Source organism: Corallococcus sp. AB032C, from assembly GCF_003668935.1.
Taxonomy (GTDB): Bacteria; Myxococcota; Myxococcia; order Myxococcales; family Myxococcaceae; genus Corallococcus; species Corallococcus exiguus.
The window spans coordinates 43,664-65,838 of record NZ_RAWP01000030.1; the positions used below are offsets into that span (position 1 = coordinate 43,664).

Annotated in this window: 18 protein-coding genes; 11 read left to right on the forward strand and 7 right to left on the reverse strand. The window is 69.9% G+C overall.

Annotation, left to right across the window (positions count from 1 at the left end; genetic code table 11):
* Positions 1-4: 4 nt before the first annotated feature.
* On the reverse strand, positions 5-2,620 hold the full coding sequence (locus D7X99_RS15685; protein ID WP_158627018.1) for a carboxypeptidase regulatory-like domain-containing protein: 2,616 nt from the start codon (positions 2,618-2,620) through the stop codon (positions 5-7).
* A gap of 190 nt (positions 2,621-2,810) precedes the next feature.
* Between D7X99_RS15685 and D7X99_RS15695 the strand changes: the two genes are divergently transcribed.
* From D7X99_RS15695 to D7X99_RS15710, 4 genes are all read left to right on the forward strand, one after another.
* Positions 2,811-4,973: a xanthine dehydrogenase family protein molybdopterin-binding subunit gene (locus D7X99_RS15695; RefSeq protein ID WP_121778522.1), complete on the forward strand. Its 2,163-nt coding sequence runs from the start codon at positions 2,811-2,813 to the stop codon at positions 4,971-4,973.
* Between the two features lie 2 nt (positions 4,974-4,975).
* Positions 4,976-5,464: a (2Fe-2S)-binding protein gene (locus D7X99_RS15700; protein ID WP_121778523.1), complete on the forward strand. Its 489-nt coding sequence runs from the start codon at positions 4,976-4,978 to the stop codon at positions 5,462-5,464.
* A 198-nt stretch (positions 5,465-5,662) separates the two neighbouring features.
* The gene (locus tag D7X99_RS15705; RefSeq protein WP_121778524.1) at positions 5,663-6,046 is read left to right on the forward strand and encodes a hypothetical protein; all 384 of its coding nucleotides are present in this window, start codon (positions 5,663-5,665) and stop codon (positions 6,044-6,046) included.
* Between the two features lie 25 nt (positions 6,047-6,071).
* The gene (locus D7X99_RS15710) at positions 6,072-7,319 is read left to right on the forward strand and encodes a hypothetical protein (protein ID WP_121778525.1); all 1,248 of its coding nucleotides are present in this window, start codon (positions 6,072-6,074) and stop codon (positions 7,317-7,319) included.
* Between the two features lie 12 nt (positions 7,320-7,331).
* On the opposite strand, the gene D7X99_RS15715 is transcribed toward D7X99_RS15710, so the two are convergent.
* The 3 genes from D7X99_RS15715 to D7X99_RS15725 all read right to left on the reverse strand — a co-directional run bounded on the left by D7X99_RS15715 (position 7,332) and on the right by D7X99_RS15725 (position 11,170).
* The gene (locus D7X99_RS15715) at positions 7,332-9,578 is read right to left on the reverse strand and encodes a hypothetical protein (RefSeq protein ID WP_121778526.1); all 2,247 of its coding nucleotides are present in this window, start codon (positions 9,576-9,578) and stop codon (positions 7,332-7,334) included.
* Complete coding sequence (locus D7X99_RS15720; protein WP_121778558.1) at positions 9,575-10,363, reverse strand: hypothetical protein; 789 nt, start codon at positions 10,361-10,363, stop codon at positions 9,575-9,577. Before D7X99_RS15720 ends, D7X99_RS15715 begins: the two co-directional genes overlap by 4 nt.
* A 162-nt stretch (positions 10,364-10,525) precedes the next feature.
* Entirely contained in the window at positions 10,526-11,170 is a 645-nt protein-coding gene (locus D7X99_RS15725) for a TetR/AcrR family transcriptional regulator (protein ID WP_121778527.1), read from the reverse strand.
* Between the two features lie 96 nt (positions 11,171-11,266).
* Between D7X99_RS15725 and D7X99_RS15730 the strand changes: the two genes are divergently transcribed.
* From D7X99_RS15730 to queD, 4 genes are all read left to right on the forward strand, one after another.
* On the forward strand, positions 11,267-12,082 hold the full coding sequence (locus D7X99_RS15730) for an alpha/beta fold hydrolase (RefSeq protein ID WP_121778528.1): 816 nt from the start codon (positions 11,267-11,269) through the stop codon (positions 12,080-12,082).
* 16 nt (positions 12,083-12,098) lie between these two features.
* Positions 12,099-13,100 (forward strand): PHB depolymerase family esterase, encoded by a 1,002-nt coding sequence (locus D7X99_RS15735; protein ID WP_121778529.1) that lies wholly within the window; start codon positions 12,099-12,101, stop codon positions 13,098-13,100.
* Between the two features lie 165 nt (positions 13,101-13,265).
* Positions 13,266-13,808, forward strand: coding sequence for a hypothetical protein (locus tag D7X99_RS15740; RefSeq protein ID WP_147476162.1), 543 nt, complete (start codon positions 13,266-13,268; stop codon positions 13,806-13,808).
* 143 nt (positions 13,809-13,951) lie between these two features.
* Positions 13,952-14,350, forward strand: coding sequence for a 6-carboxytetrahydropterin synthase QueD (gene queD / locus D7X99_RS15745; protein WP_121778531.1), 399 nt, complete (start codon positions 13,952-13,954; stop codon positions 14,348-14,350).
* A 9-nt stretch (positions 14,351-14,359) separates the two neighbouring features.
* Here queD and D7X99_RS15750 read toward each other — a convergent pair whose 3' ends face one another.
* The 3 genes from D7X99_RS15750 to D7X99_RS15760 are packed head-to-tail and all read right to left on the reverse strand — an operon-like array spanning position 14,360 to position 17,210.
* On the reverse strand, positions 14,360-15,061 hold the full coding sequence (locus tag D7X99_RS15750; RefSeq protein ID WP_121778532.1) for an SDR family NAD(P)-dependent oxidoreductase: 702 nt from the start codon (positions 15,059-15,061) through the stop codon (positions 14,360-14,362).
* Positions 15,054-15,554, reverse strand: a complete 501-nt coding sequence (locus D7X99_RS15755; RefSeq protein ID WP_121778533.1) for a 6-carboxytetrahydropterin synthase — start codon at positions 15,552-15,554, stop codon at positions 15,054-15,056. The genes D7X99_RS15750 and D7X99_RS15755 overlap by 8 nt, the downstream gene beginning before the upstream one ends.
* 39 nt (positions 15,555-15,593) lie before the next feature.
* Complete coding sequence (locus D7X99_RS15760) at positions 15,594-17,210, reverse strand: NADP-dependent glyceraldehyde-3-phosphate dehydrogenase (protein WP_121778534.1); 1,617 nt, start codon at positions 17,208-17,210, stop codon at positions 15,594-15,596.
* 185 nt (positions 17,211-17,395) lie between these two features.
* Between D7X99_RS15760 and D7X99_RS15765 the strand changes: the two genes are divergently transcribed.
* From D7X99_RS15765 to D7X99_RS15775, 3 genes are read left to right on the forward strand one after another with little or no spacing between them, the layout of a single operon-like run.
* Complete coding sequence (locus tag D7X99_RS15765) at positions 17,396-19,579, forward strand: von Willebrand factor type A domain-containing protein (protein WP_233613425.1); 2,184 nt, start codon at positions 17,396-17,398, stop codon at positions 19,577-19,579.
* An 11-nt stretch (positions 19,580-19,590) separates the two neighbouring features.
* The gene (locus D7X99_RS15770; protein WP_121778535.1) at positions 19,591-21,435 is read left to right on the forward strand and encodes a HAMP domain-containing sensor histidine kinase; all 1,845 of its coding nucleotides are present in this window, start codon (positions 19,591-19,593) and stop codon (positions 21,433-21,435) included.
* Complete coding sequence (locus tag D7X99_RS15775; RefSeq protein WP_121778536.1) at positions 21,432-22,139, forward strand: response regulator transcription factor; 708 nt, start codon at positions 21,432-21,434, stop codon at positions 22,137-22,139. The genes D7X99_RS15770 and D7X99_RS15775 overlap by 4 nt, the downstream gene beginning before the upstream one ends.
* Positions 22,140-22,175 lie beyond the last annotated feature (36 nt).

Genomic DNA, 22,175 nt, shown 5'->3' on the forward strand with positions numbered 1-22,175 from the left:
CACCTCACGGCGCGGATGCATCCTGGGGGGGCGGCGTCACCTCCATGGCCACGTCGCCCAGGTCCAGCACGTCACCGTCCTTCATCTTCAACGGCCGGCGCAGACGCCCCTGCGAAGGGCCGCCCAGGATGAGGAGGACGCGTTCGCCCGCGCGCACCCCGCCCAGGGAGAAGCGGCCCTCCGCGTTGGAGATGTGCTCCATCAAGGGCTCCTCCCCCTCGATGAAGACGAACGCGCCAGAGACGGGCGTCTTCGTGGCCGCGTCCACCACCCGGCCCCGAACGGTGCCGGAGGCCTCCAGCGGAATGTCCACTTCGAGCACCGCGCCCGTGGAGGGCGAAGCCGTGGTCTCGCCGATGGAGCCATCCACCGTGCGCGCAGTCAGCTTCACGGGGTCGGGCGGGACGTCGCGTAACTCGAAGCGGTCGCCGGAGAACTCGAAGGGGCCTTCGCCGTTGGGCAAGTAGCCCTTCTGGAGCCGGAGCGAGAGGGTGAAGCCGCGAACGGGCTCTCCCTTGCGCACCACGCGGCCGCGAAGGAAGGCCGAAGGCCTCAGCCGCACCACCACCTCCTTTTCGAGGGTGATGGGCACGGGCTCGCTCGATCGTCCTCCATTGCGCGCGACCAACAGCGCGCGGTCCGGGTGGGTGAACCCCGGTCGGAAGGAAACGGTGAAGCGCCCCTCCGCATCCGTGGGTGTCATCGACAGGGGGACGCCCTTTCCTTCCGCGGCCGTGAGGGTGATGGCGGCGTGGGGCGACGGCGAGCCATCCGGCTCCAGGACGACACCCCGGTACGCGCGCTCCTCGGGCGGCTCCTCCCAGATGAACTCGACCTGGGCCGTCCGTCCCGCCTCCACGCGCACCTGCACCTGCTTGCCCTGAACGAAAAGACCGCGCGCCGCGAGCGTGGCCGTGTAGGCGCCGGCGGGAAGGTTCATCCGGAAGCCCCCGTCCGCGCCCACGGCGGCACTGCCGAGGGTCATCCCCGTGGCCCCCGGCTGCCTGTCCGCCATGGCCGTCACCTCCAGCTGACCCGCCGAGAGGTCTCCACGGGCCGCGCGCACCCTGCCCTCGAGGGTCCCCGTGCCATCCAGGGTGAAGTCCGCCCGGGCCGTGCGGTTCTCCTCCACGGAGACGGTCTGGCGGATGCCCGCCGTCGTCCCATCCTGGCTCGCGGAGAGGGACAGAATGCCCGTGGCGATTCCCTCGAGCCGATAGTGGCCGTCCGCGTTCGTGCGGGCCTCGATGGAGCTCAACCCCATTCCCCGGCTCCAGCCGCTGACGCCGGAGATCCGGGCCGCGGCCACCGGCGCTCCGTTCCGGTCTCGCACCTGGCCCTCCACCGCGCCGGTGCCCGAGAGCTGAAGTTCCACGGGAAAGCGTTCGCCCTGCCTGACCGTCAGGCCCTGGCGCATGGTGGGCGAGTAGCCCGAAGCCGTGACCTTCGCGTCGTAGCCGCCTGGGGCAAGCCCCCGCACGAGGAAGTGCCCCTCCGCGTCCGACACGGCGACGCCGGGGTCCGCGTCCCCGCCGGAGCGGCTGACGTCGACGCGCGCTCCCTCCACCGGCTTGCGCGAAAGCGCCTCGACGACGCGGCCCTCCAGCACCGCGCCCGGTCCCAGCTGGATGCGCACGTCGCGCACGGTGCTGCCCGCTGCGCAGAGCACTGGCAGGTCAAGCGCGCCGGACTCCTCGCCGCGCCGCGCGGACAGGAGATGGGAGCCGGGCTCCACTTCCACGGAGAAGCCGCCCTGCGCGCCCGTCGTCACCACCTGCGAGGCGCTGCCGCCGACCCGCACCTCGGCGTCCGCGGCCGGCAGGCCCTTCGAGTCCACGACGAAGCCCTCGATGACGCTCGCCAGCCGGAGCGCCAGCGTCAGCGGGCCTTCCGGGGGGATGAGCAGACGGCCCAGCACCAGGCGCGCGTAGCCGGGGGCGCGGGCCTCCAGCTTGTAGGTGCCCGGGGTGAGTCCGTCGATGCGGAAGTTCCCCCGCTCGTCGCTCGTGGCATAGACGCGCTCGTCGTCGGGAGCATCCGGGCGCTGCCAGGTCTCCAGGTCATGGGCGTGAGCCGTGAGGACGATCTCCACGAGCGGTAACGGTTCATTCGTTCCGCGCACCACCGTGCGGCCCGTGAGTGATTGCGCGGGCTCCAGGGAGATCCGCAGCGCCGTGCGCGACTCACCGAGCGGGCGGGACACGTCATGCAGCAGAGGGGTCCGGCCCGGAGCGCGCACCGCCACGAGATAGCGCCCGGGACCGGAGGCAAGCCGGACGTGGCCTTGCGGATCCGTGACCCCAGAGCCCATCAGCGTCCAGGTGGACGCCCGCGCCCCCCTTGCGTAGAGCCGCACGGTGGTTCCGAGTGAAGGCTTTCCATCGGACAGCACCTCCACGTCCAGGACGCCATCCGCTTCGCTCGGGGACCGCGCCGCCGGGAGCCCCTCCACGGGGGCGGAGCGCTCCGGCGTGGGCACAGGGTTCGCGGAGCGCTTCCGCGTCAGTGTGGCTTCCGCGTTGCCCTCCGGGGCGTCCGGTCCTCCTGAACGCAGCGCCCAGAACAGCACGAGGCCGCACGCGACCAGGACCGCCACTCCACCGATGAGCCACCTGCGCATGCCCGCCGTCCTCGCCCCCGTCTCCATGGGGCACATGGCCACCAGTATCCCCCGAAGCGGCGCGTGCGTCCCGCCCCGGACTCCATGCCCCGGGTCGTGTCCCGGATGCTTCCGCGCGCCACATGACAGGTGCCGCACAGGTCCTGCCAGGTCGTTGGGTCCGCCCGTGGCCGCGTGCCACACTTTCTCCATGGCTGACACGCTGCCCACGGACGCAGCCCCTCCACCCACCGGCATCGAGCGCCGCAAGTTCCTCACGTGGCTGGTGGCCTCGCCCACGTTGATGATCGCGGCCCGGCTCGCGCTCGACGTCCCCTCCGCCGAGGCATCGGAGCCCTCGGCGGCTCCGGAAGAGACACCGCTCAATCTCTACGTCGCCGTCAGGACCGACGGCCGCGTCGTCGCCACCTTGCCCCGCACGGAGATGGGCCAGGGCATCACCACCGCCGTCTCCATGCTCGTCGCCGAAGAACTCGATATCGGCCTCGATGCCGTGGACGTGCACACCGCCGACGCGGATCCCCGCTGGCTCATCCAGCTCACCGGGCTGTCCTCGACGATGCGCTACCTGGCCGGTCCGCTCCGCGCCGCCGCGGCGGAGGCCCGGGCACGACTGGTCACCGCCGCCGCGCACCGCTGGCGCGTACTGGCCCTCACGCTCACCACAGCGCAGGGCGAGGTGCGTGCCCCCGACGGCCGCAGGCTCGGCTACGGCGAGCTGGCGGAGGACGCCGCTCGCGTGCTGCTGCCGGAGGTGTTGCCGCTGCCGAAGCCTCCGAGCAAGTACACCGTGGTCGGTAAGCCCACGGGACGCGTCGACGCACGGGACATCGTCACCGGCGCGGCGCGCTTCACCCTGGACCTGGACATCCCGGACGCGGTGCCCACGGTGGTGGCGCGGCCTCCCACGCTGCTCGGCAAGGTCCAGTCCTTCAATGCCTCCACGGCCCGGGCCCTGCCTGGCGTGGTGGGCGTGGTGCAGATTCCTTCAGGCATCGCGGTGGCGGCGCGGACGTACTCCCAGGCCTTCGCCGCTCGCGATGCATTGCAGATCACCTGGACCGCTGGCCCGGCCAGCCATCTCTCCGACGCCGACATCCGGACCCGGCTGCGTGACGCCATCGGGCCCCGGCCGCTACCTCCGCTGCTCACGACCCGGGTCGTGGAGGGACGCTTCGACTTCCCGTATCTCGCGCACGCGCCCATGGAGACGCAGAGCTGCGTGGCGCGTGTGACGGCGGACACCGCGGAGGTCTGGTCCGGCGTCCAGGATCCGAAGTTCGCGCGGAGCCAGGTCGCCGCGGCACTGGGATGGGCGCTCACTCCGCAGCGGGTCACCGTGCATCCCATCCGCGCTGGCGGTGGCTTTGGCCGGCGCTTCTTCACCGAAGCCGCCGTGGAGGCCGCGCTCATCTCGCGCTCGCTCGGGCACCCGGTGAAGCTGATGTGGAGCCGCAACGACGAGATGCGCCACGGGCACTACCGGCCCGCGAGCCACCACCGCATCCTCGCCTCGCTGGGGCCCGGCGGCTCCATCCTCGGCTGGCAACACCGCGCCGCCATCCCCACCGTGGAGTTCCCTCACGGCTTCGGGGACCTGCTCACCTCCCTGGTCGGTCAGGTCCTGCCGGATGTCACGAGCGCGGTGTTCTTCGCGCTGACACAGCACGTCCCCTACCAGTTCGGCTGGGTGGCGCAGGAGCTGGCCGAAGTGCCGCTCCCGATTCCCACCGCGTCCTTCCGCTCCGTCTTCACCAGCCAGGTGGGCGTGGCCAACGAAATCTTCGTCGATCAGCTGGCTCGCGAGCTCCAGAAAGACCCCGTGGAGTTGCGGCGCTCCCGCCTCACGTCCCGCAGGCTCAAGGCCGTGCTGGAGCGGGTGGTGCTCGAAGGCGCCTGGGGCCGCGCGCTGCCACCTGGCGTCGCGCAAGGCGTCGCCGTGCTGGAGGAGTGGGACAGCGCCATCGCCCACCTCGTCGAGGTGGACGTGACCAGCGGGACGCCGCGCGTGCTGCGCGTGGTCATCGCCGCGGACGTGGGCCTGGCCATCAACCCGAAGGGCATCGAGGCCCAGCTCCAGGGCGCGGCGATGGACGCCATGTCCACCACGCTGAGCGCCGGGCTCCACATCGACGCGGGCGCCGTGCGCGAGGGCAGCTTCGCGGACTACCGGTGGCTGCGGATGAAGCACGCCCCCGCCTCCATCCAAGTGCACCTCGTGCGCTCCGACGACCGCGTGGGCGGTGTGGGGGAGCTGGGCTACCCCAGCGCGGCGGCGGCCCTTGCCAACGCCATTGCACGGGCGACGGGCACCATGCCCACGCGCTTTCCCATCCTCGACGAGGGAGCCTGACCATGCCGGCCCATTCCTTCCTCCTCAACGGTCAACCGGTGTCGGTGGACTCGCCTGCGGACCTGCCCCTGCTGTGGGTGCTCCGCGACGTGCTGGGCGTCACGGGCCCCAAGTACGGCTGCGGCGTGGGCGTCTGCGGCGCGTGCACCAGCCACCTGGACGGCGCGGCCTTCCGCCCCTGCCTCCACCCCGTAGGTGACATCGCGGGCCGCGAGGTGAAGACCATCGAAGGACTCGCGGACGCATCCGGACTGCACCCCGTGCAGGAGGCATGGATCGCCGAGGACGTGGCCCAGTGCGGCTTCTGCCAGCCGGGGCAGATCATGGCCGCGGTCGCACTGCTGCGCAGGAACCCCCAGCCGTCCGACGCGGACATCGACGCGGCCATGAGCGACAACGTCTGCCGCTGCGGAACCTACGTCCGCATCCGCGCCGCCATCCACCGCGCGGCGCTGCTGCTGCGAAACGGCGCGGGCCCCCGGCAGGGCTGAACATCTACCGCGGCGCGGGCCTCGCGTCCGCTCCGGGCCTTCATCGAAATGGCGCGGGAGCTGCTCCCCCGCCGCTGAAGCGGGCCTGGCCGCTCGACTCCCACTCGGGCAGGCGGGCATGCTGCGCGTCGCTGAGTCCCCTTCTCGTGGACTGTTATTGCGGAAGTCGGGCCGGTCCCACACCGAAAGGACAAGAACATGGCGCGGTACGGACAGCGTGTCGGTCTCTTCATGGCGCTCACGATGGCGGCGACCCTGCTGGGCGCTCCCGCGCACGCGGCGGGCACGGCGAAGAAGCCCAAGCCCTCCACCTCCACCTCCGCGAAGGCGGACGCCGGGGTCGAAGGCAAGGACGCGGGCACGGCCGCCACACCGGAGAAGGACGGCGGCGAGTCCCAGGGCGCCGGCCGCTGTACGGGCAAGGCGCACTTCTGCGGCGTCTTCTCCCAGATGTACTGCAGCAGCCAACCTGGATGTGCCTACATGTTTGGGTCCAATATGTGCGGCGGCGTGGCCATCGCGTGCGAGAAGGCCACCAACGAAGCGTTCTGCACGAAGATCAAGGGCTGCTCCTGGAAGTAGCCCGCTCACACTGCAGGGGGACTCCATGCCGAAGCGCGAATTCGACGAGGGCATCGACACCGCGACCCTTCCTCGCATCTCCATCCTGTTCATCCCCTTCGACGCGGCCAAGAAGTTCTACAAGGCCAACACCACCAAGGGTGTGATGGGGCTGAGCGCGACGTTGGATGACACGGGGGCGCGGGTGGACGGAAAGAGCCTCGCGAACCCGCTCGTCCCCAGCATGGCCGCCACCGAGTTCCTGCAGGGGCCGGACATCGCCGCGAAGCTCGCGGACATCGTGGAGCAGGAGTGCGACCTCATCCGCAACATGCACGTCCGCGACTCCGACTATGACGACAACCTCCAGTCCTGGCTGGAGAGCAACGGCCCCCAGGCGGCGGACACGTCCCGGTGGAGCGACCGGCGCAAGAAGCGCATCGAGCGGAACCTGCGCGGCTACAAGCACTACCCCGTCTTCATCTTCCTGTCGGAGAACCCCACGGGCTCGCCCTTCCCGGACCGCATCGACGTCCCGGGCCTGGGCATGGCCTACGTCCGCAAGCACCTGATTGACCACGCGACGATCAAGGGCATCAAGCACGTCAACGAGATTGCCCTCTACCTGCGAGAGGACATCGACGAGCAGTTGGACAACGTGAAGGAAGACGGCTTCTACCTGGAGGCCACCACGCTCACGCGCAATACGTCGTCCATCCAGACGAAGCTGAAGGCCAAGGACGAGTACATCCTCAAGGTGACGCTCGGGAACCGGTATGGCTATTCGGTGACGGTGGCCGGGGTGCACCTGCGCGCGTCGCTCACCGGCTCCAGTTCCCATGAGCGGATGGTGGAGCGCAATGCCTTGCAGGCCTTCTGCAAGTCCGAGGGCATCCAGGTGATGGTGGGCGACTTCAACATGGACCTCCAGGAGACGGCCCAGGGCAGCCGGGGCGTCTACTTCGACGGCCAGCCGGAGACGCAGCCCACGTACATGCTGGCCCTCAAGAGCAGCGAGGCCATCCCGCTCTTCCAGCAGCAGTATTCGAACTCCGCCGGCAACGCCCACTACATGGGCTACTACCAGTCGGACGTGGATTTCCTGGAGCTGTCCGGCCCCGGCATGTTCGGCCTGATGGGCGCCAGCGGCTCCCGGCACCTGAAGTCCGAGGGCAAATACTACTCGGACCATCCGTCCATCTACCTGCAGGTGAAGTCCACGCGCCTGACCGACGAGGCGCGCGACAAGATCTTCCGGCGGAAGATCCTCCGCGTCGTGAAGCCCAAGCAGTAGGGCCCGCTCGCGTCAGTAGACATACGGCGCGCGGCGCGCCCACTCCGTCTTGCCGTAGTGCTTGTGGAGGTACGCGAAGGCCTTCTTCGCCTCCGGCGTGTTCTGGCCACAGCCCCGCTTGCTGGAGCGGACCGCGCGGAACAGCGCGATGGGCGAGCGCGGATCCTCCGGGTGCGCCTTCGCCCAATCCAGCGCCACGCGGGAGAAGAAGGCCACGGAGGAGCCCGCCTCGTTGAGGGCCTTCCACTCCGCGGCGGCGTCCGCCCGCTCCTCCGGGCTCGCGAACGGGAGCGGCGTCTTCAGCGGATCCTCCAGGTTCTTCGGCCCCGGCACGCACCAGCCGTTGCGGTACCAGCTCAGGTCCTCGGTGAGGTCCAGCTTCGGGGAGACGTTGGCCAGACGGTCCCTGGCGGGCTCCACCCTCGCGGAGACGACCGGCAGCCCCATGATCAGCAGCCGCGCGTCGAACTGACGCTCCTCCGCAGTGGGCCGCCCCACGATGGCCAACAGCTCCGCGCGGGCCTTGGGCTCCGTCTCCGCGAGCGTGGTCGCCTGGGCCGTGAGCATGGCGTCATCCCCCACCACCGCGGCGCGGGCGAACACGGCCCACGACAGCTGCCGGCGCAGCTCGGGGCTCAGCGTGGGAAGCGCGGCCCACTCGCGCAGCCGACGCGTGGGGACATGGGACTCCAGGAAGGTGGCCCGCGCGGCGCTGAGTCCCATGGGTGCACTGCCGTCCGGCTGGGGGGCCAGGACGGACTCCTCCACCAGGAACTGGGCCGCGTTGCGCAGGGCCTCGTCCCAGTCATGCGCCAGGTGCATCCGTTCCTCGCGCAGGGCGTTGTCCGCGGACAGCTGGTCGCGCACCTGCTCCAGGGGAATGGCGTCCAGCCGCGCCCGGGCCTCCGCCAGCTGTCCCCGCTCCCGCAGCAGTTGCACGGAGCGCCACGCGAGCGTCATGCCCGCGGGAGACTCCACCGGCACCTTCTCCGCATCCGCGAGCAGCGTGGGCACCTCTGGCGAGTCCGCGCGGGCCGATAGCAGCGCGAGCACGAGCCAGGGCTGATTCCCGGACTTCTTCCAGCGGGCCACGGCGGTTGCGTAGGCCTTCGCAGGCCACGGCGCCTCCGGAACGCCGGTCTCTTCGGGAAGGGGGGTGGACATGAGCCGGAGCCACTCGGAGAGCTCCGCCGCGCGAGGCTTGAGCCCCGGACAGGCGACAGCGTTGCCGTCCGCATCAGACCCCAGCGAGAGGCCGGCCAGCTCCGACTCCAGCCCGGAGCCAGTGCCCTTCTCCAGCACCCGCGAGAACAGCTCGCACCGCCAGGTGTCCGGCGACAGTCGCCAACGCACCAGGTCCAGCAGGCGCCGCGAGGGCCCGTGCACCTCGCGCAGCTTCGGATCCGCGAGCACCTTCTGGATGGCCTCCTCCGCCCGGGCGAAGCGCGCGAGTGACGCCTCGTCCAACTTGCGCGCCTCGTAGTAGTCGTCCGGCTGTAGGAACAGCGCCTCGCGAACGCGGGTGCGCGCCACGAGGTACGCGCCGAGGACCCGGTAGGGAGAGTCCGCGGTGCTGGCCATGTTCTGGAAGGCCTCCGCCGCCGCGTCGAACTTCCCGCAGTACAGGTGCATGGCCGCGGCCTGGTAGTCGCGCTCGGCCTGCCTGCGCGCCTTCTCGCGCGGCGTCAGTGACTCCTCGATGCCCGGCCCCGGGTCAGCCAGGGTGCAGCCCTTGCTGAAGACGTTGTCCTGGTTGCCCACCCACTCCTTCAGCAGGGCCGGACGCTGCTTCCATTCCTTCGCGAGCGCGCGGGCCGTGACCGCGGCATGCAGGAAGGCATCACCGTGGATGTAGGCGTCGTTGGAGGCGTACACCATCTGGTTGGCGTCCACCTGCGGCAGGTCCTTGGCGGGCACGACCTCCTGCCGGACGGCGGTCCATTGATCACGGGCCCAGCTCGGGTCGGGCCCATAGCGGCCCTCCGCGTCCGTCCAGCCCGCCACCAGGTGCTTCTGCTCCTCCGCCGTGGTGGGGATGCCCATCATCGAGCGAAAGGCGAAGGCGAGGTATGGCGGGTCGAAGGTGCGTCGGAGGATGCCCAGGCGTCCGGCGGCGTAGTTGCTGAAGGGCCGGTCGGGATTGTCGACGACGGAGAAGCGGGGCTCGGCCCCGAAGTCGGGCCCGCAGGCATCGGCGATGACGGGAGGCAGCAGGACCGCGAGGCCGACGAGCCCCAGGACTGTTCTTGCGTTCTTCATGGTCGGGTCTCCGCCACGGCGTGAGCGAATGCATCGGGCGTCCACGGCCGGGGGTTGAAGAGATAGAGGGTCGAAACGCCGGGAGGCACGGGCTGCCACTCGTCCATGGCCAGGCCCATGCTGCCCGAGCACGGAAGGGGCAGGCCGCGCGCGAACCGTGCACGCCAGACCGGCCCGTCCGGGCCCATGCGGAAGAGCTGCGGCACCACTTCGTCCACGGGCGCGCGGGCAATCCAGCTGCCGGGCACACACCACGACGCGAGCCCCGTGATGGACAGCGGCATCCCCGGAGGCAGGCGCGCGCGCAGCCGCTGGAGCAGGTCGACGTAGGCGTCGTATTCCGATGCACGGGCATCGAAGTCGAGTTGCAGCGCCGTCACGTCAGGGCGGCGGCGCACGAGCGCATCCAGACTCATGGCCAACGACTCCAGGCGCTCCGGTCCGATGCGCGCGAGCGAGCTTTCCGGAAGCATCTGCAGCCGCACGGTGGCCTTCAGCGCGGTGCCCGGCGGAGCCCGGAGTGGCTGCCTGCGGGGCACCAGGTGCTCGTCCTCGTCGGAGAGGTCGAGCGTCGCGAGCAGGAAGGCGACATCCACCGCGCGGCCTTCCAGGAAGCGCAGGTCCTCCGGCCGCTCCCACGCCCAGAGGACGAGCCGAGGCGGCGGAGACACCGCCGGCGGCATGGCCACGGACAGCGGCAGGCACAGCAGCGTGAGGACAGCAGTGGCCCGCAGGCCGCGCCGTGGGCCGGGTGCCGCGTGCGAATGAGACTGTTCGGGGAGCATCGCGGCCAGGAAGCCACGGCCGGGCACCCTGCCCGGCCGACACTGCGACACATAGCAACCCACGCGCCACCCGGTCATCCACGCGCGCTTGCGCCTACGGCTCAGGTCGTCCCGGTCGTGGCGCGAACTCCGACGCAGCGGGTGCCGCGCCCACCGCCCGCCTCACTTCCCCGCCTTGACCCCCAGCATCCGCAGCGCCAGCTCCGCGTGCAGGTCCGCCAGCGCGTCCACGTCCAGCGCGGGCGTGGGTTCGAACCAGTAGGGCAACCGCAACCCCATGGCGGAGATGGCCGCGGCGACGACGCCCGCGTTCGGCACGGAGAACACGCCCTGCGCGCGCCCCCGTTCGATGACCGCCATCAGCAGCGCCGACGACTGCTCCCGCAGCGCCAGGGACGGCGCCGCCAGCTCCGGCGGCAGCGCATGGATTTCGTCGTTCACCACCACGGCCAGCTGCGGATGGGTCGCGTGCAGCTGCGTGTGCGCCCGGACCAGGGCCCGGAGCTGCTCCACCGGCTTCGCCCCCGCGCCGAGCAGCGCCGTGCGCAAGCCCTCGTGGTGCGCCTCGTGCCCCAGCCGCACCAGCTCCGCGAGCACGTGCTCCTTGGAGGGGAAGTGCGCGTAGAGCGCGCTGGGCCGCAGCTCCAGCTCCTTGGCCAGGTCCCGGATGGACGCGTCATGGAAGCCCCGGCTCGCGAAGAGCTGGAGCGCCGTCTCCAGGATGCGGCGACGCGTGCCGTCAGCCAGCGCCGAGGCCGGAAGCACCGCCTTGCGCGCACGAAGACGGGACGGGGAGGAAGACGCCATGGGAGCCACCTTGAAAAACGAACGGTCGTTCAGCTACGGTTCCACCGACCCTGAAAGCGTAGTCCAACCCCTCTCTGAACGGTCGTTCACCCGACGATGCCCACGTTCTCCCTTCCCGACGGCGTCACCCTGCACCTCCAGGAGTCCGGCGAGGGAGCGCCCATCCTGCTCCTCCACGGGCTGGGTTCGTCCGGCAGCGACTGGGCAGCGGTGGCGCCCCGGCTGTCCGGGCATCACCGCGTGCTGGTGCCGGACGCGCGGGGCCACGGCCAGAGCGACAAGCCGGCGGGCACGTATGGCGTGGCCCTCTTCGCACGGGACATCGCCGCGCTGTGTGACGGACTGGGGCTGAAGCAGGTGCACGTCGTCGGCCTGTCCATGGGCGGGATGATGGGCTTCCAGCTGGCGGTGGACCGGCCGGACCTGGTGCGCAGCCTGACCGTGGTCAACAGCGGGCCGGACATGGTCGCGCGCACGTTCCGCCGGAAGATGGAGTTCGCGGCGCGACTGCTGGTGCTGCGCCTGCTGGGTCCCCGCGGGCTGGCGAAGCGCGTGGCCCCCAGGCTGTTTCCCAAGCCGGAGCAGGAGGCCCTGCGCCAACGGGCCATCGAGTCGCTGGGCGCCAACGCGCCGGACGTGTACCTGCGCGCGACAAAGGGGCTCGTCGGCTGGAGCGTCCAGGACCGGCTGAAGGACATCGCCTGTCCCGTGCTCGTGCTGCACTCCGAACGGGACTACACGCCGCTGTCCACGAAGCAGGCCTACGTGGGCCAGCTCAAGGACGCGTGGCTCCAAGTGCTGACGGATTCCGGGCATGCCGCGCCCGTGGATCAACCCGGACAGGTCGCCGACGCGGTGGAGCGGTTCCTCCGGGAAGTCGAGTCACCCGGACGCATGACGCGTCCTGGCTGAAGCAGGAGGCAGACACATGTCGGTGACTCGGAAGGTCCAGGCCATGTCTCGCATGGCGGTGGCGGTGTGCGCGCTGTTCGCCGTGTTGGGAACCACGCAGGCCCGCGCGGGCGAGTGGGTCCACGGCGTCTATTCGAACGTCTGGGGCACCCGGAGCTACCAGCTCTGGGTCCCCACCGGCTACCAGCCCGGCGAGCCGCTCCCGCTCGTCGTGGGGCTGCATGGCTGTCTTCAGAACCCGGACCAGTTCGCGGGCCTGTCGAGGCTGAACGCGAAGGCGGACGCGGAGAAGTTCCTGGTGCTCTATCCCAACCAGGCGATGTTCGCGAACGGCACCCAATGCTGGAACTTCATGTTCTCCTCCAACCAGGAGCGAGGCATTGGCGAGCCGTCGATCATCGTCGGCATGGTGGATTGGGTGAAGAGCCACTACGCGGTGGACTCGCGCCGCGTCTACCTGGGCGGCGTCTCCGCGGGCGCGGTGATGACCAGCGTCCTGATGGCCTGCTACTCGGATGTGTTCACCGCGGGCATGGTGGGCGCGGGCGCCATGTACAAGGCGGCCACCACGGCGTCCGGCAGCCTCTATGCCATGACGTTCGGCAGCATCTATTCGCCGGATGACCGGGGCTATGACGCGTGGGCGTGCTCGGGCAAGCCGCGCCGGACGGTGCCGGTGCTCGTGGTGCACGGCACGTCCGACAACGTCGTCAATCCCGTCAACGGCCAGCAGACCGCACGCCAGTTCGTCCAGACGAATGACTACGGTGACGACGGCTCCAACAACAACAGCGTGTCCAACACCCCCGCCCGGGTGACGTCCGCTGTTTCACCGGGAGGCCGCAAGTACACCGTGAGGGACTACGTCTCCAACGGCGTGCTCCTGGTGCAGCACATCGAAATCCAGGGCATGGGTCACGCATGGCCTGGCGGTGACGGCGCCTTCCCGTTCGCGGACCCTGCGGGTCCCGACGGAACCACCATCATGTGGGACTTCTTCAAACAGCACTCCCGCTGAAGGGGCGCGGTCCGTCCGGCGGCTCCCGGACTACCCGGGAAGACGTGGACAGCCCATCCGCCGACATGTTGAGCTTGGGTCAAAGGCATCCATCGCCCGTACGCCCGAGACGCCGGCCCCATGTCCTTCTTCGAAGTGCTTTCACCGGTTCCACAGAAGATGGACATGGGGGGTGACCTTCCCCTGCGCTTCCGCACGCGTCCGCTGCTCGGCCAGGTCGTGTGGCCGCTGCTCGGGCTGGTGCTGCTGGTCGTGCTCCCCGTCGCCTACGCACTGGACCAGGGCCTGTCCCTGGCCCTGCTGCGCGAGCAATGGATGCTGCCGCTGGTGGGCGTCCTGGGCCTGTTCGTGACCGGGACGCTCATCGTGCGGTGCCTGACGACCCGCCTGGAGGTGGTGGTGACGGCCTCGGAGGTGTCGCTGCACGGTGGCGGGGCCCTGAGCGCCTTCACCTGGAGCGAGCCCCTGGCCCAATACGCCGGCCTCGACTGCGAGCGGCGCCACCACCCGGACTGGATTGGCGCGCAGGACGAGTACGGCATCGCGCTGACGCACCGGAAGAACCCGGAGCGCAATGTTGTCGTGCACTGGGGCCGCGATGCCCGGCGCTTCGAGGACCGGCTCGCACGCTACGCCCAGCTCCTCCGGCTCCCCATCCGCCGGGAACAGCGCGCGCCCCTCGCGCAGCCGCGCGCCGCCCGCAGGTAACCGCTCCCACTCGACATGGGCCCCTGGGGCCAGCAGCCATGCAATGTGCTCGCACGGCTGGGAGCCGCACTCGGCGTCTGACTGCCCGCCCCCTGAGACGAGCCGTGGACGCAAGGGGGGAACGCGGATACAAGGCCGCCGGAATGGAGGCCGTATCCGTGAACAAGCCCACCCTCGTCACTGAAATCTCGAAGGAGTTCACCTTCGAGGCCGCGCACCGCCTGCCCAACGTTCCGGAAGGGCACAAGTGCTCGCGGGTGCACGGCCATAGCTACCGCATCGAAATCACCCTCCGCGGCCCCGTGCATCCGCACTTCGGGTGGATCGTGGACTTCGCGGAGCTGAACGCCGCCTGGCAGCCGTTCCACGCGCAGCTGGACCACCGGCTGCTCAACGACGTCCCCGGCCTGGAGAACCCCACGAGCGAGCTGCTGGCCGCGTGGCTCTTCGAGCGCGTGAACGTGCCCGGCACCACCGTCGCGCGCATCCGCGTGGCGGAGACCTGCACGTCCTCGTGCACCGTCTACGCCGCGGAAGGCTGAAAGCCGGCTTCAGCGCTCTATCTGGCCCAGGTTGGCGTGGATGACCGCGCCATTCAGGACCGGGGTGGTTGCGCAGAGGTAGAGCACGCCGGAAATCTCCTCCGGCGTGATGAGCCGCCCGAACGTCGTCATCCCCGCCACGCTCGCCCGGACCGCGGGGTCCGTTCCCATGTGCTCGCGGAGCATCTCCGTGTCCGTGAAGCCGGGGCAGACGCAGGCGGTGTGGACCTGGGTCCCCGCCAGGTCCTGGCAGGTGGCCCGCATCATCCCGATGAGCGCGTGCTTGGTCGTCACGTAGGACGCCACGCCCTTCACGGCCTTCTCCCCCAGCGTGGATGACACGTAGAGCAGGGACGAGCCGTCCGTGAGCAGCGGCCGCGCCAGGCGGTTGAGCACCAGCGGGGCCACGACGTTGACCTCCAGCACGCGGCGCAGGTGGTCCGCGTCCATGGTCAGCGCGTCGTCGTGCTCGTAGAGGGCGGCGTTGTGGATGACGGACAAGCGCCCTGGTCCGGCGCCGTCGCGCAGCGCCGCTTCGACCGCGGGCTCCCAGCCCGGTACGGCCAGGTCCACCGGCACGTTGATGACGTCCGGCACGGTGCAGGGGCTTCGCGACACGTTGATGACGCGCCAGCCCTCCTTGCGGAAGCGCTCCGCCGCCGCCCGGCCAATGCCCCGGCTGGCGCCGGTGATGAGGACCTGATCAGACATCGCGTTTCCACTCCCAGGAGGCCCACTGTCCAGGGCCGGAGGCGCACTTCACCACCAGCCCGCTGATGTGGTCGCGCGCCATGCCGCTGCCGTCGCCCACCAGCTCCTCGCCGAAGACGCGCGCCAGCTCCTCCAGCGACACGTTGGCCACCGGGAGCACCGTGACGTCGCGCGCGAGGAAGCGCAGCTCCTCGCCGTTGAAGTGCGCCACGTGGTTGCCCTGGGCGTCCCGCTCCAGCCGCAGGTGCTTGGAGTGGGCGGGCAGGAAGAACGTCTCGTTCCACGCCTTGCAGCGATGGATGATGGCCTGCTTGAGCGGGCCGTAGTCCGAAAGCAGGCCATCGTCGGCCACCTCCCCCGTCAGCGCGACGTAGACGGAGAAGTTGTGCCCATGCAGGTTCTCGCGGTGCGTGGCGGAGAAGATGGTGAAGTGCCCCGCGGAGAACTTCATCTCTTCCTTGTGCAGCTCGAGGGTCGTGGTGCGCGGCGCCATGGGATGGTCCCAGGCTTAGCACCCGGGGCCGAGGCGGGACTAGAAGAGGAAGTCCGTGGTGAGGAAATCCGACTCTCTGCGAGTCAGGATGGATTGGACGAGCGCGGTGTTGTCCGCCGTCGTCTTCGTCGCCACCAACGTGCGGATGGAGAACACCCGCAGCGCGTCCGCCACGGACAGCGTCCCTTCCGCGGAGTCCTTGCGGCCGTTGAACGGGAACGTGTCCGGCCCGCGCTGGCACTGGCAGTTGAGGTTGATGCGGCCCACCTGGTTGGAGAACGCGTCGATGAACCGCCCGACGCGCGCGGAGTCCTTCCCGAACAGGCTCAGCTGCTGACCGAACTGCGACTCCACCACCAACTGCACGGCCTCCGCGTCGTCGTCGAAGACCATCACCGGCACCACCGGACCGAACTGCTCCTCCGTGGCCAGCCGCATGTCGCGCGTCACCGGGTACACCACCGTGGGTGAATAGAACGACCGGGCCCCCTGCCCGCCCGTCTGGTTCACCACGCGCGCGCCCTTCGACACCGCGTCATCCACCAGCCCCTGGAGGTACGTCGCCTTGCCCGGCTCCGGCAGCGGCGTGACGGCGACGCCCGGGTCCCAGGGCATGCCGGGCTTGAGCTTGTCCACGGCGGCGGTGAACTTCGCGAGGAACGCGTCCACGATGTTCCGGTGCACCACCAGCAGCTTGAGCGCCGTGCACCGCTGGCCGTTGAAGGACAGCGTGCCGGTGATGCACTCCTTCACGGCGTTATCCAGGTCCGCGTCCTCCAGGATGATGGCCGGGTTCTTCGCGTCCAGGCCCAGCACGGACTTGAGGCGGTGCGGGCGCGGGTGCATGCGCTTCAGTTCGCTGGCGCCCTTGTTGGTGCCAATGAAGGCGAACAGGTCCACCTGCCCGCTCTCCATCAGCGCGCCCACGGTCTCCCGACCCCGGCCGTAGATGATGTTGATGACGCCGGGTGGGAAGCAGTCCCGGAACGCCTCCAGCAGCGGGCGCACCAGCAGCACGCCGAACTTCGCCGGCTTGAACACCACGGTGTTCCCCATCAGGAGCGCGGGGAAGAGCGTGCTGAAGGTCTCGTTGAGGGGGTAGTTGTACGGCCCCATGCACAGGGCCACGCCCATGGGCGCGCGGCGGATCTGCGCCATGATGCCCTGGTCCTGGACGAAGCGGGACGAGGTGCGATCCAACTCCTTCAGCGCGCGGATGGTCTCCACGATGAGGTCCACCGTGCGGTCGAACTCCTTCTCCGAGTCCGGCTGCGTCTTGCCAATCTCCCACATCAGCAGGTTCACCACCGCGGTGCGCTGGGCTCGCATGGCGATGAGGAAGCGCTCCACGTGCTCGATGCGCTCGGCCACCTTGAGGGAAGGCCAGACGCCCCGGCCGGAGTCGTACGCCTTCACCGCCGCCGCCAGCGCGTCCAGGGACTCGCGCGAGGTGAGCAGTGGCGTGGCGCCAATGACCTTCTGCTTCAGCCCCTCCGGGGTCCGGACGAACACGGGGCTCGCCACCGGGTTGAGCTCGCCGGCCCAGGTGCGCAGCTCGCCTCCCACGAGGTACTCGCGCTGCTCCAGATAGGCAGGCAGCCGCACGCCGGGGGGAATCTGATCTTCGGTGGGAAAGAGGGTGTCGAGTGCCGTCATGGACGGCCTTTCTAATCAGACACCGCGCCCCCGGCACGGTTTCCCTTCATGATGAAACCATGATGAGGAGACGAGCCCCCCATGCGGTTCGATGCGGGGCGCATCTGGATGATGGCTCCACCCTGATGCGCGAGAGGTGGTCCATGCTGAAGTCCCTCCTGAGAAGCACCCTGCCGCTGTTCCTGATGATGCCCGCCGCGCCCGTGTTGGCCCAGCCCGGCGCGGGCACCGCCGCCACGAGCGTCATCATCGGCACGGTGATTGACACCGAGACCAAGAAGCCCGTGGGGGACGTGGTCGTCACGGCGATTTCGCCGAGCCTGCAGGGCGAACAGACGGTCATCACGGACGCCCAGGGGAACTACCGCATCCCCCAGCTTCCGGTGGGTACGTACACAGTGCGGTTCGAGAAGGAATCGTACAGGCCCTACGCCCGCCCTGAAGTCCCGCTGCCTCCCAACCGCACCATCCGCGTGAACGTGGAGATGATCCCCGAGAGCGTCCCGTCGACGGAGACCATCGTGAGTGGCCCGCCGGAGATCGGCGTGGGCTCCACGAACGCGGGCGTCAACGTGGACCAGGAGTTCATCCGGCGCATCGCGGTGGCGCGCCCGGTGGGCAAGGGTGGTGCGACGCGCAACTTCGAATCCCTGGCGGAGTCGGCGCCGTCGAAGGCATCGGATTCCTACGGTGTCGGCATCGGAACGTCTGGGCCTGGAAATCGCTACGTGTATGACGGCCTGACCACGAACGATCCGTCGCGCGACGGAGATCCGAACAGCAACAACGACCGCGCGCGCGCCCCGTCCTGGGCCCTGCCGTACATGCACGTCGTCGTCCCGGACGGCACGCCGCAGACGGTCTACCGCGCGCCCCAGGCCTCGGCGCTGCCGACGCCGCAGCCCGCGCCGGAGCGCACCGTGGCCCCGAAGAACCAGCGCTTCTTCGACATGTACTTCAAGGGCTACGGCGTGAACCCCACCGTGGACACCGAGGAGGAGCGCTTCTCCACCTTCTCCGTGGACACGGACACGGCGTCGTACGCGCTGACGCGAGCCTACCTGGAGCGCGGCGCGCTGCCGGACGAGCAGGCCGTGCGCGTGGAGGAGTTCGTCAACACCTTCGACTACGGCTATGCCAATGCCCCGGACGCGCCCTTCAGCGTGAACGTGGAGGGCTTCCCCTCCCCCGCGCGCAAGGGCTACCAGGTGGTGCACATTGGCGTGAAGGCGCGCGACGTGAGCCGCGCCGAGCGCAAGCCGGGGCACCTGGTCTTCGTCATCGACGTGTCCGGATCCATGAACATGGAGAACCGGTTGGGCCTGGTGAAGCGCTCGCTGCGCCTGTTGGTGGACGCGCTGGATGAGCGCGACCAGGTGTCCATCGTCGTCTACGGCGACACCGCCCATCAGGTGCTCGCCCCTACCAATGCCACGCAGAAGGCGCTCATCCTGAGCGCCATCGACAATGTCCAGTCGGAGGGGTCCACCAACGCGCAGGCGGGCATGGAGCTGGGCTACACGCTGGCCGCGAGCCACATGCTCAAGGGCGGCATCAACCGCGTCATCCTCTGCTCGGACGGCGTGGCGAACAACGGCGTCACCGAGGCGGATGGCATCTGGGCGCTCGTGAAGGAGAAGGCGGCGGCGGGCATCACCCTGTCCACCGTGGGCTTCGGCATGGGCAACTACAACGACGTGCTGATGGAGCGGCTGGCCCAGGTGGGTGAGGGCAACTACTCCTACGTGGACAAGCTGGAGGAGGCCCGCCGCATCTTCGTGCAGAACCTCACCGGCACGCTCCAGGTGGTGGCCAAGGACGTGAAGCTCCAGGTGGAGTTCGACCGCAAGACGGTGTCCCGCTACCGCCTCATCGGCTACGAGAACCGGCTGCTCACCAAGCAGCAGTTCAACGACGACCGCGTGGACGCGGGCGAGGTGGGCGCGGGCCACGCCGTCACCGCGCTCTACGAGGTGAAGCTGCGCGACCCGGCGCAGACGAACTTCGGCACGCTGCGCATCCGCTACAAGGCCCCGGAGGGCGGCAGCTCGAAGCTCATCGAGAAGGCCATGCCCGTGACGCTCCTGCGCCCCGCGTATGAGAAGGCCGCGTCCCCCACCCGCCTGTCCTATGTGGCCGCCGCCTTCGCGGAGAAGCTGCGCGGCTCCTACTGGGCGCGCCCGCTCACCTACGACGCGCTGGTGTCGCTGTGGGAGGAATTGGGCACGACTCTGAAGACCCGTGCGGACGTGGTGGAGCTGGGCAACCTCATCCGGCTGGCGAAGAAGCTGGACCGCCGCGAGGACCGCTTCGAGTCCTTCGCGCCGGTGCGCACGATGGACGCCGACCGCGTCCCCACCATCAAGTAGGGACTGTCCGGATGCCGCGCAGGCTGCTGCCCACCCTCGTCGCACTCGTGCTCGGCCTCGCCGGGCTCGCGGTCGGCCTGGGCTATCTCCACCGCATCTTCGCCGCCGAACGCGAGGATGCGCGGGCCTCGCTCCGCACCCGGCGCGAGGCCCTGGAGCAGTACGCCCGCGCATCGTTGGGGCAGGCGCTGCGCGAAGGCCTGGAGGGTGCGCGCGGCACGCTGGCGGCGGCGAAGGAGGATCCGCTCGTGGCCACGCCGGGGCTGTACCTGCGGGAACAGGGGGAGCAGGTGCTGCCCCGGCTGGCGCAGTTCGACACGGCTGGGGATGCGCTCGCGAAGGACCGCTACGCGCGGCTGCGCGCGGGCACGGAGGTCGCGGACGAGGACGAAGGGCCGTGGAAGGAGCGACTGGAGCGGATGGCCCTGGTGGAGCAATCGCTGAAGGCGAAGGACCGGAAGGCCACGCAGCTGTCGCTGATGGCGCTGCTCCAGCACCGAGCCCGCTTCGTGCTTGCGTCCACGAGGGACCTGCCCTCGATGCTGGTGGTGCTGGAGGACGTGGCAGCGAGGGGCGACGTGGTACCGGACCTGATGCGGGCCCTGGTGCGCGACGGGCTCTTGGATGGGCAGGGCGGTGGGCGGCTGGAGGGGTTGCAGCGGCTGCTGTTGCTCAAGCGCTCGCGCTTCACGCCAGAGGACTTCGACTTCCTGCGCGAAAAGGTGGTGGCGCTCTCCACGCGCGTGGGCGTGCCGGTGGCGGACTTCGAAGCGAGGACGCGCGAGCTGGCCGCGACGCCGCTGCCCCTTCCGGAGGACGTGCGGGAGCCGGTGCTGGCGCGGTCCGGCTGGTACCTGGAGCCGCTCCAGGGGGCCGACGTACGCGGGCTGGCGCTGGACCTGTCAGGGCTCCTGGCGGGGCTCACCCGCGAGATGCGGGAGCGCGGCCTGCTGAAGGCGGACGGACATGTGACCCTGCCGGGGGATGCGCCGGTGCTGACGCTGACGTCGCTGCCGGTGGCGGTGGAGTCGTCCGAGTGGACACGGGGCGAAGAGGCGCTGGAGAGCCGCTACCGGCTCAAGACGCTGATGCTGGTCCTGTGCGCGGCGCTGGCGCTCACCATCGCGGTGCTGGCCTTCGTGGCGCAGCAGCGCAAGTACCGCTTCCTGGAGCTGAAGAGCGACTTCGTGGCCACGGTGTCGCACGAACTGCGCACGCCGCTGGCCTCCATCCGCCTGCTCGCGGAGACGCTGGAGTGGCGGGTGGCGGAGGGCGCGGACGCGAAGGACTACCCCGCGCGCATCATCCGTGAGGCGGACGGGCTGGGCTTCCTGGTGGAGAACCTGCTGTCCTTCAACCGCATCGACAAGGGGCGCTGGGTGCCGAAGCTCGCGCCGGTGCGGTTGGACGAGCTGGTCTCCAACCTGCGCCGGGACCTGGAGTCCGGCGCGCCGGTGCCGGTGGAGCTGACGGCGGACGTGGACGCTCGCGAGCTGAACGCGGACGCGCAGCTCCTGCGGCTCTTGCTGGCGAACCTGGCGCGCAACGCATGCGCGTACAACACCCGCAGCCCCGTGCGCCTGCACGTCCAGACGCTGTCCGGAGGGCGCGTGCACTTCACGGACAACGGCACCGGCATCCCGGCGTCCGAGTGGGAGCACGTCTTCGGCGAGTTCTACCGGCTGTCCGGCCGCGACGGACGCGAGGTGCCCGGCAGCGGACTGGGGCTCGCGCTGTGCCGGAAGATTGCCCGGCTGCACGGAGGCACGCTGCGCGTGGCGGCCTCCAGCACCGAAGGCACGACGTTCGAACTGACCCTTCCCGAGTACCGCCCCGAGGCCCGGAGCAACGCATGACCACCGCCGCCCCCACCGTCCTCGTCGTGGAGGACGACCCGAACCTGCGGCTCGCACTGCGCGACAACCTGGAGCACCAGGGAGGCTACGCCGTGGAGGAGGCCTCCACGGTGAAGGAGGCGCGCGAGCACCTGTCCCGCCGCGACTTCCAGCTCATCCTCCTGGACGTGATGCTGCCGGATGGAGACGGCTACTCGCTCTGCCGCGCATTGCGAGAAGAAGGCCTGGGCGTGCCGGTGCTGATGCTCACCGCGCGCACGCTGGAAGAGGACGTGGTGCGCGGCTTCGAGTCCGGCGCACAGGACTACCTGGGCAAGCCCTACCGGCTGCGCGAATTGCTCGCACGTGTGGGCGCCCACCTGAAGCGCAGTGGCGGCGTGGCCCCGGCGAAGGTCCTGCGCTTCGCGGGCTACAGCGTGGACCTGGACCGGCGGCGGGTGGAGTCCCCCGAAAGCGCGGAGGTGGAACTGACGCGCAAGGAGTTCGACCTGCTGTCCTTCTTCCTGAAGGAGCGCGAGCGGGCGCTCAAGCGCGACGAAATCCTGGACGCGGTCTGGGGCACGGACGTGGTGGTGGATCCACACACCGTGGACAACTTCGTCTCCAGCCTGAAGCGCAAGCTCAAGTGGACCAGCGCCTCACGCTTCTCCATCCAGACCGTGCGCGGCGTGGGCTACCGGATGGAGATCGAGCGAGGCTCCTGACCGCTTGTCAGCCCCGGGACCGCGGGAAAGACTGGC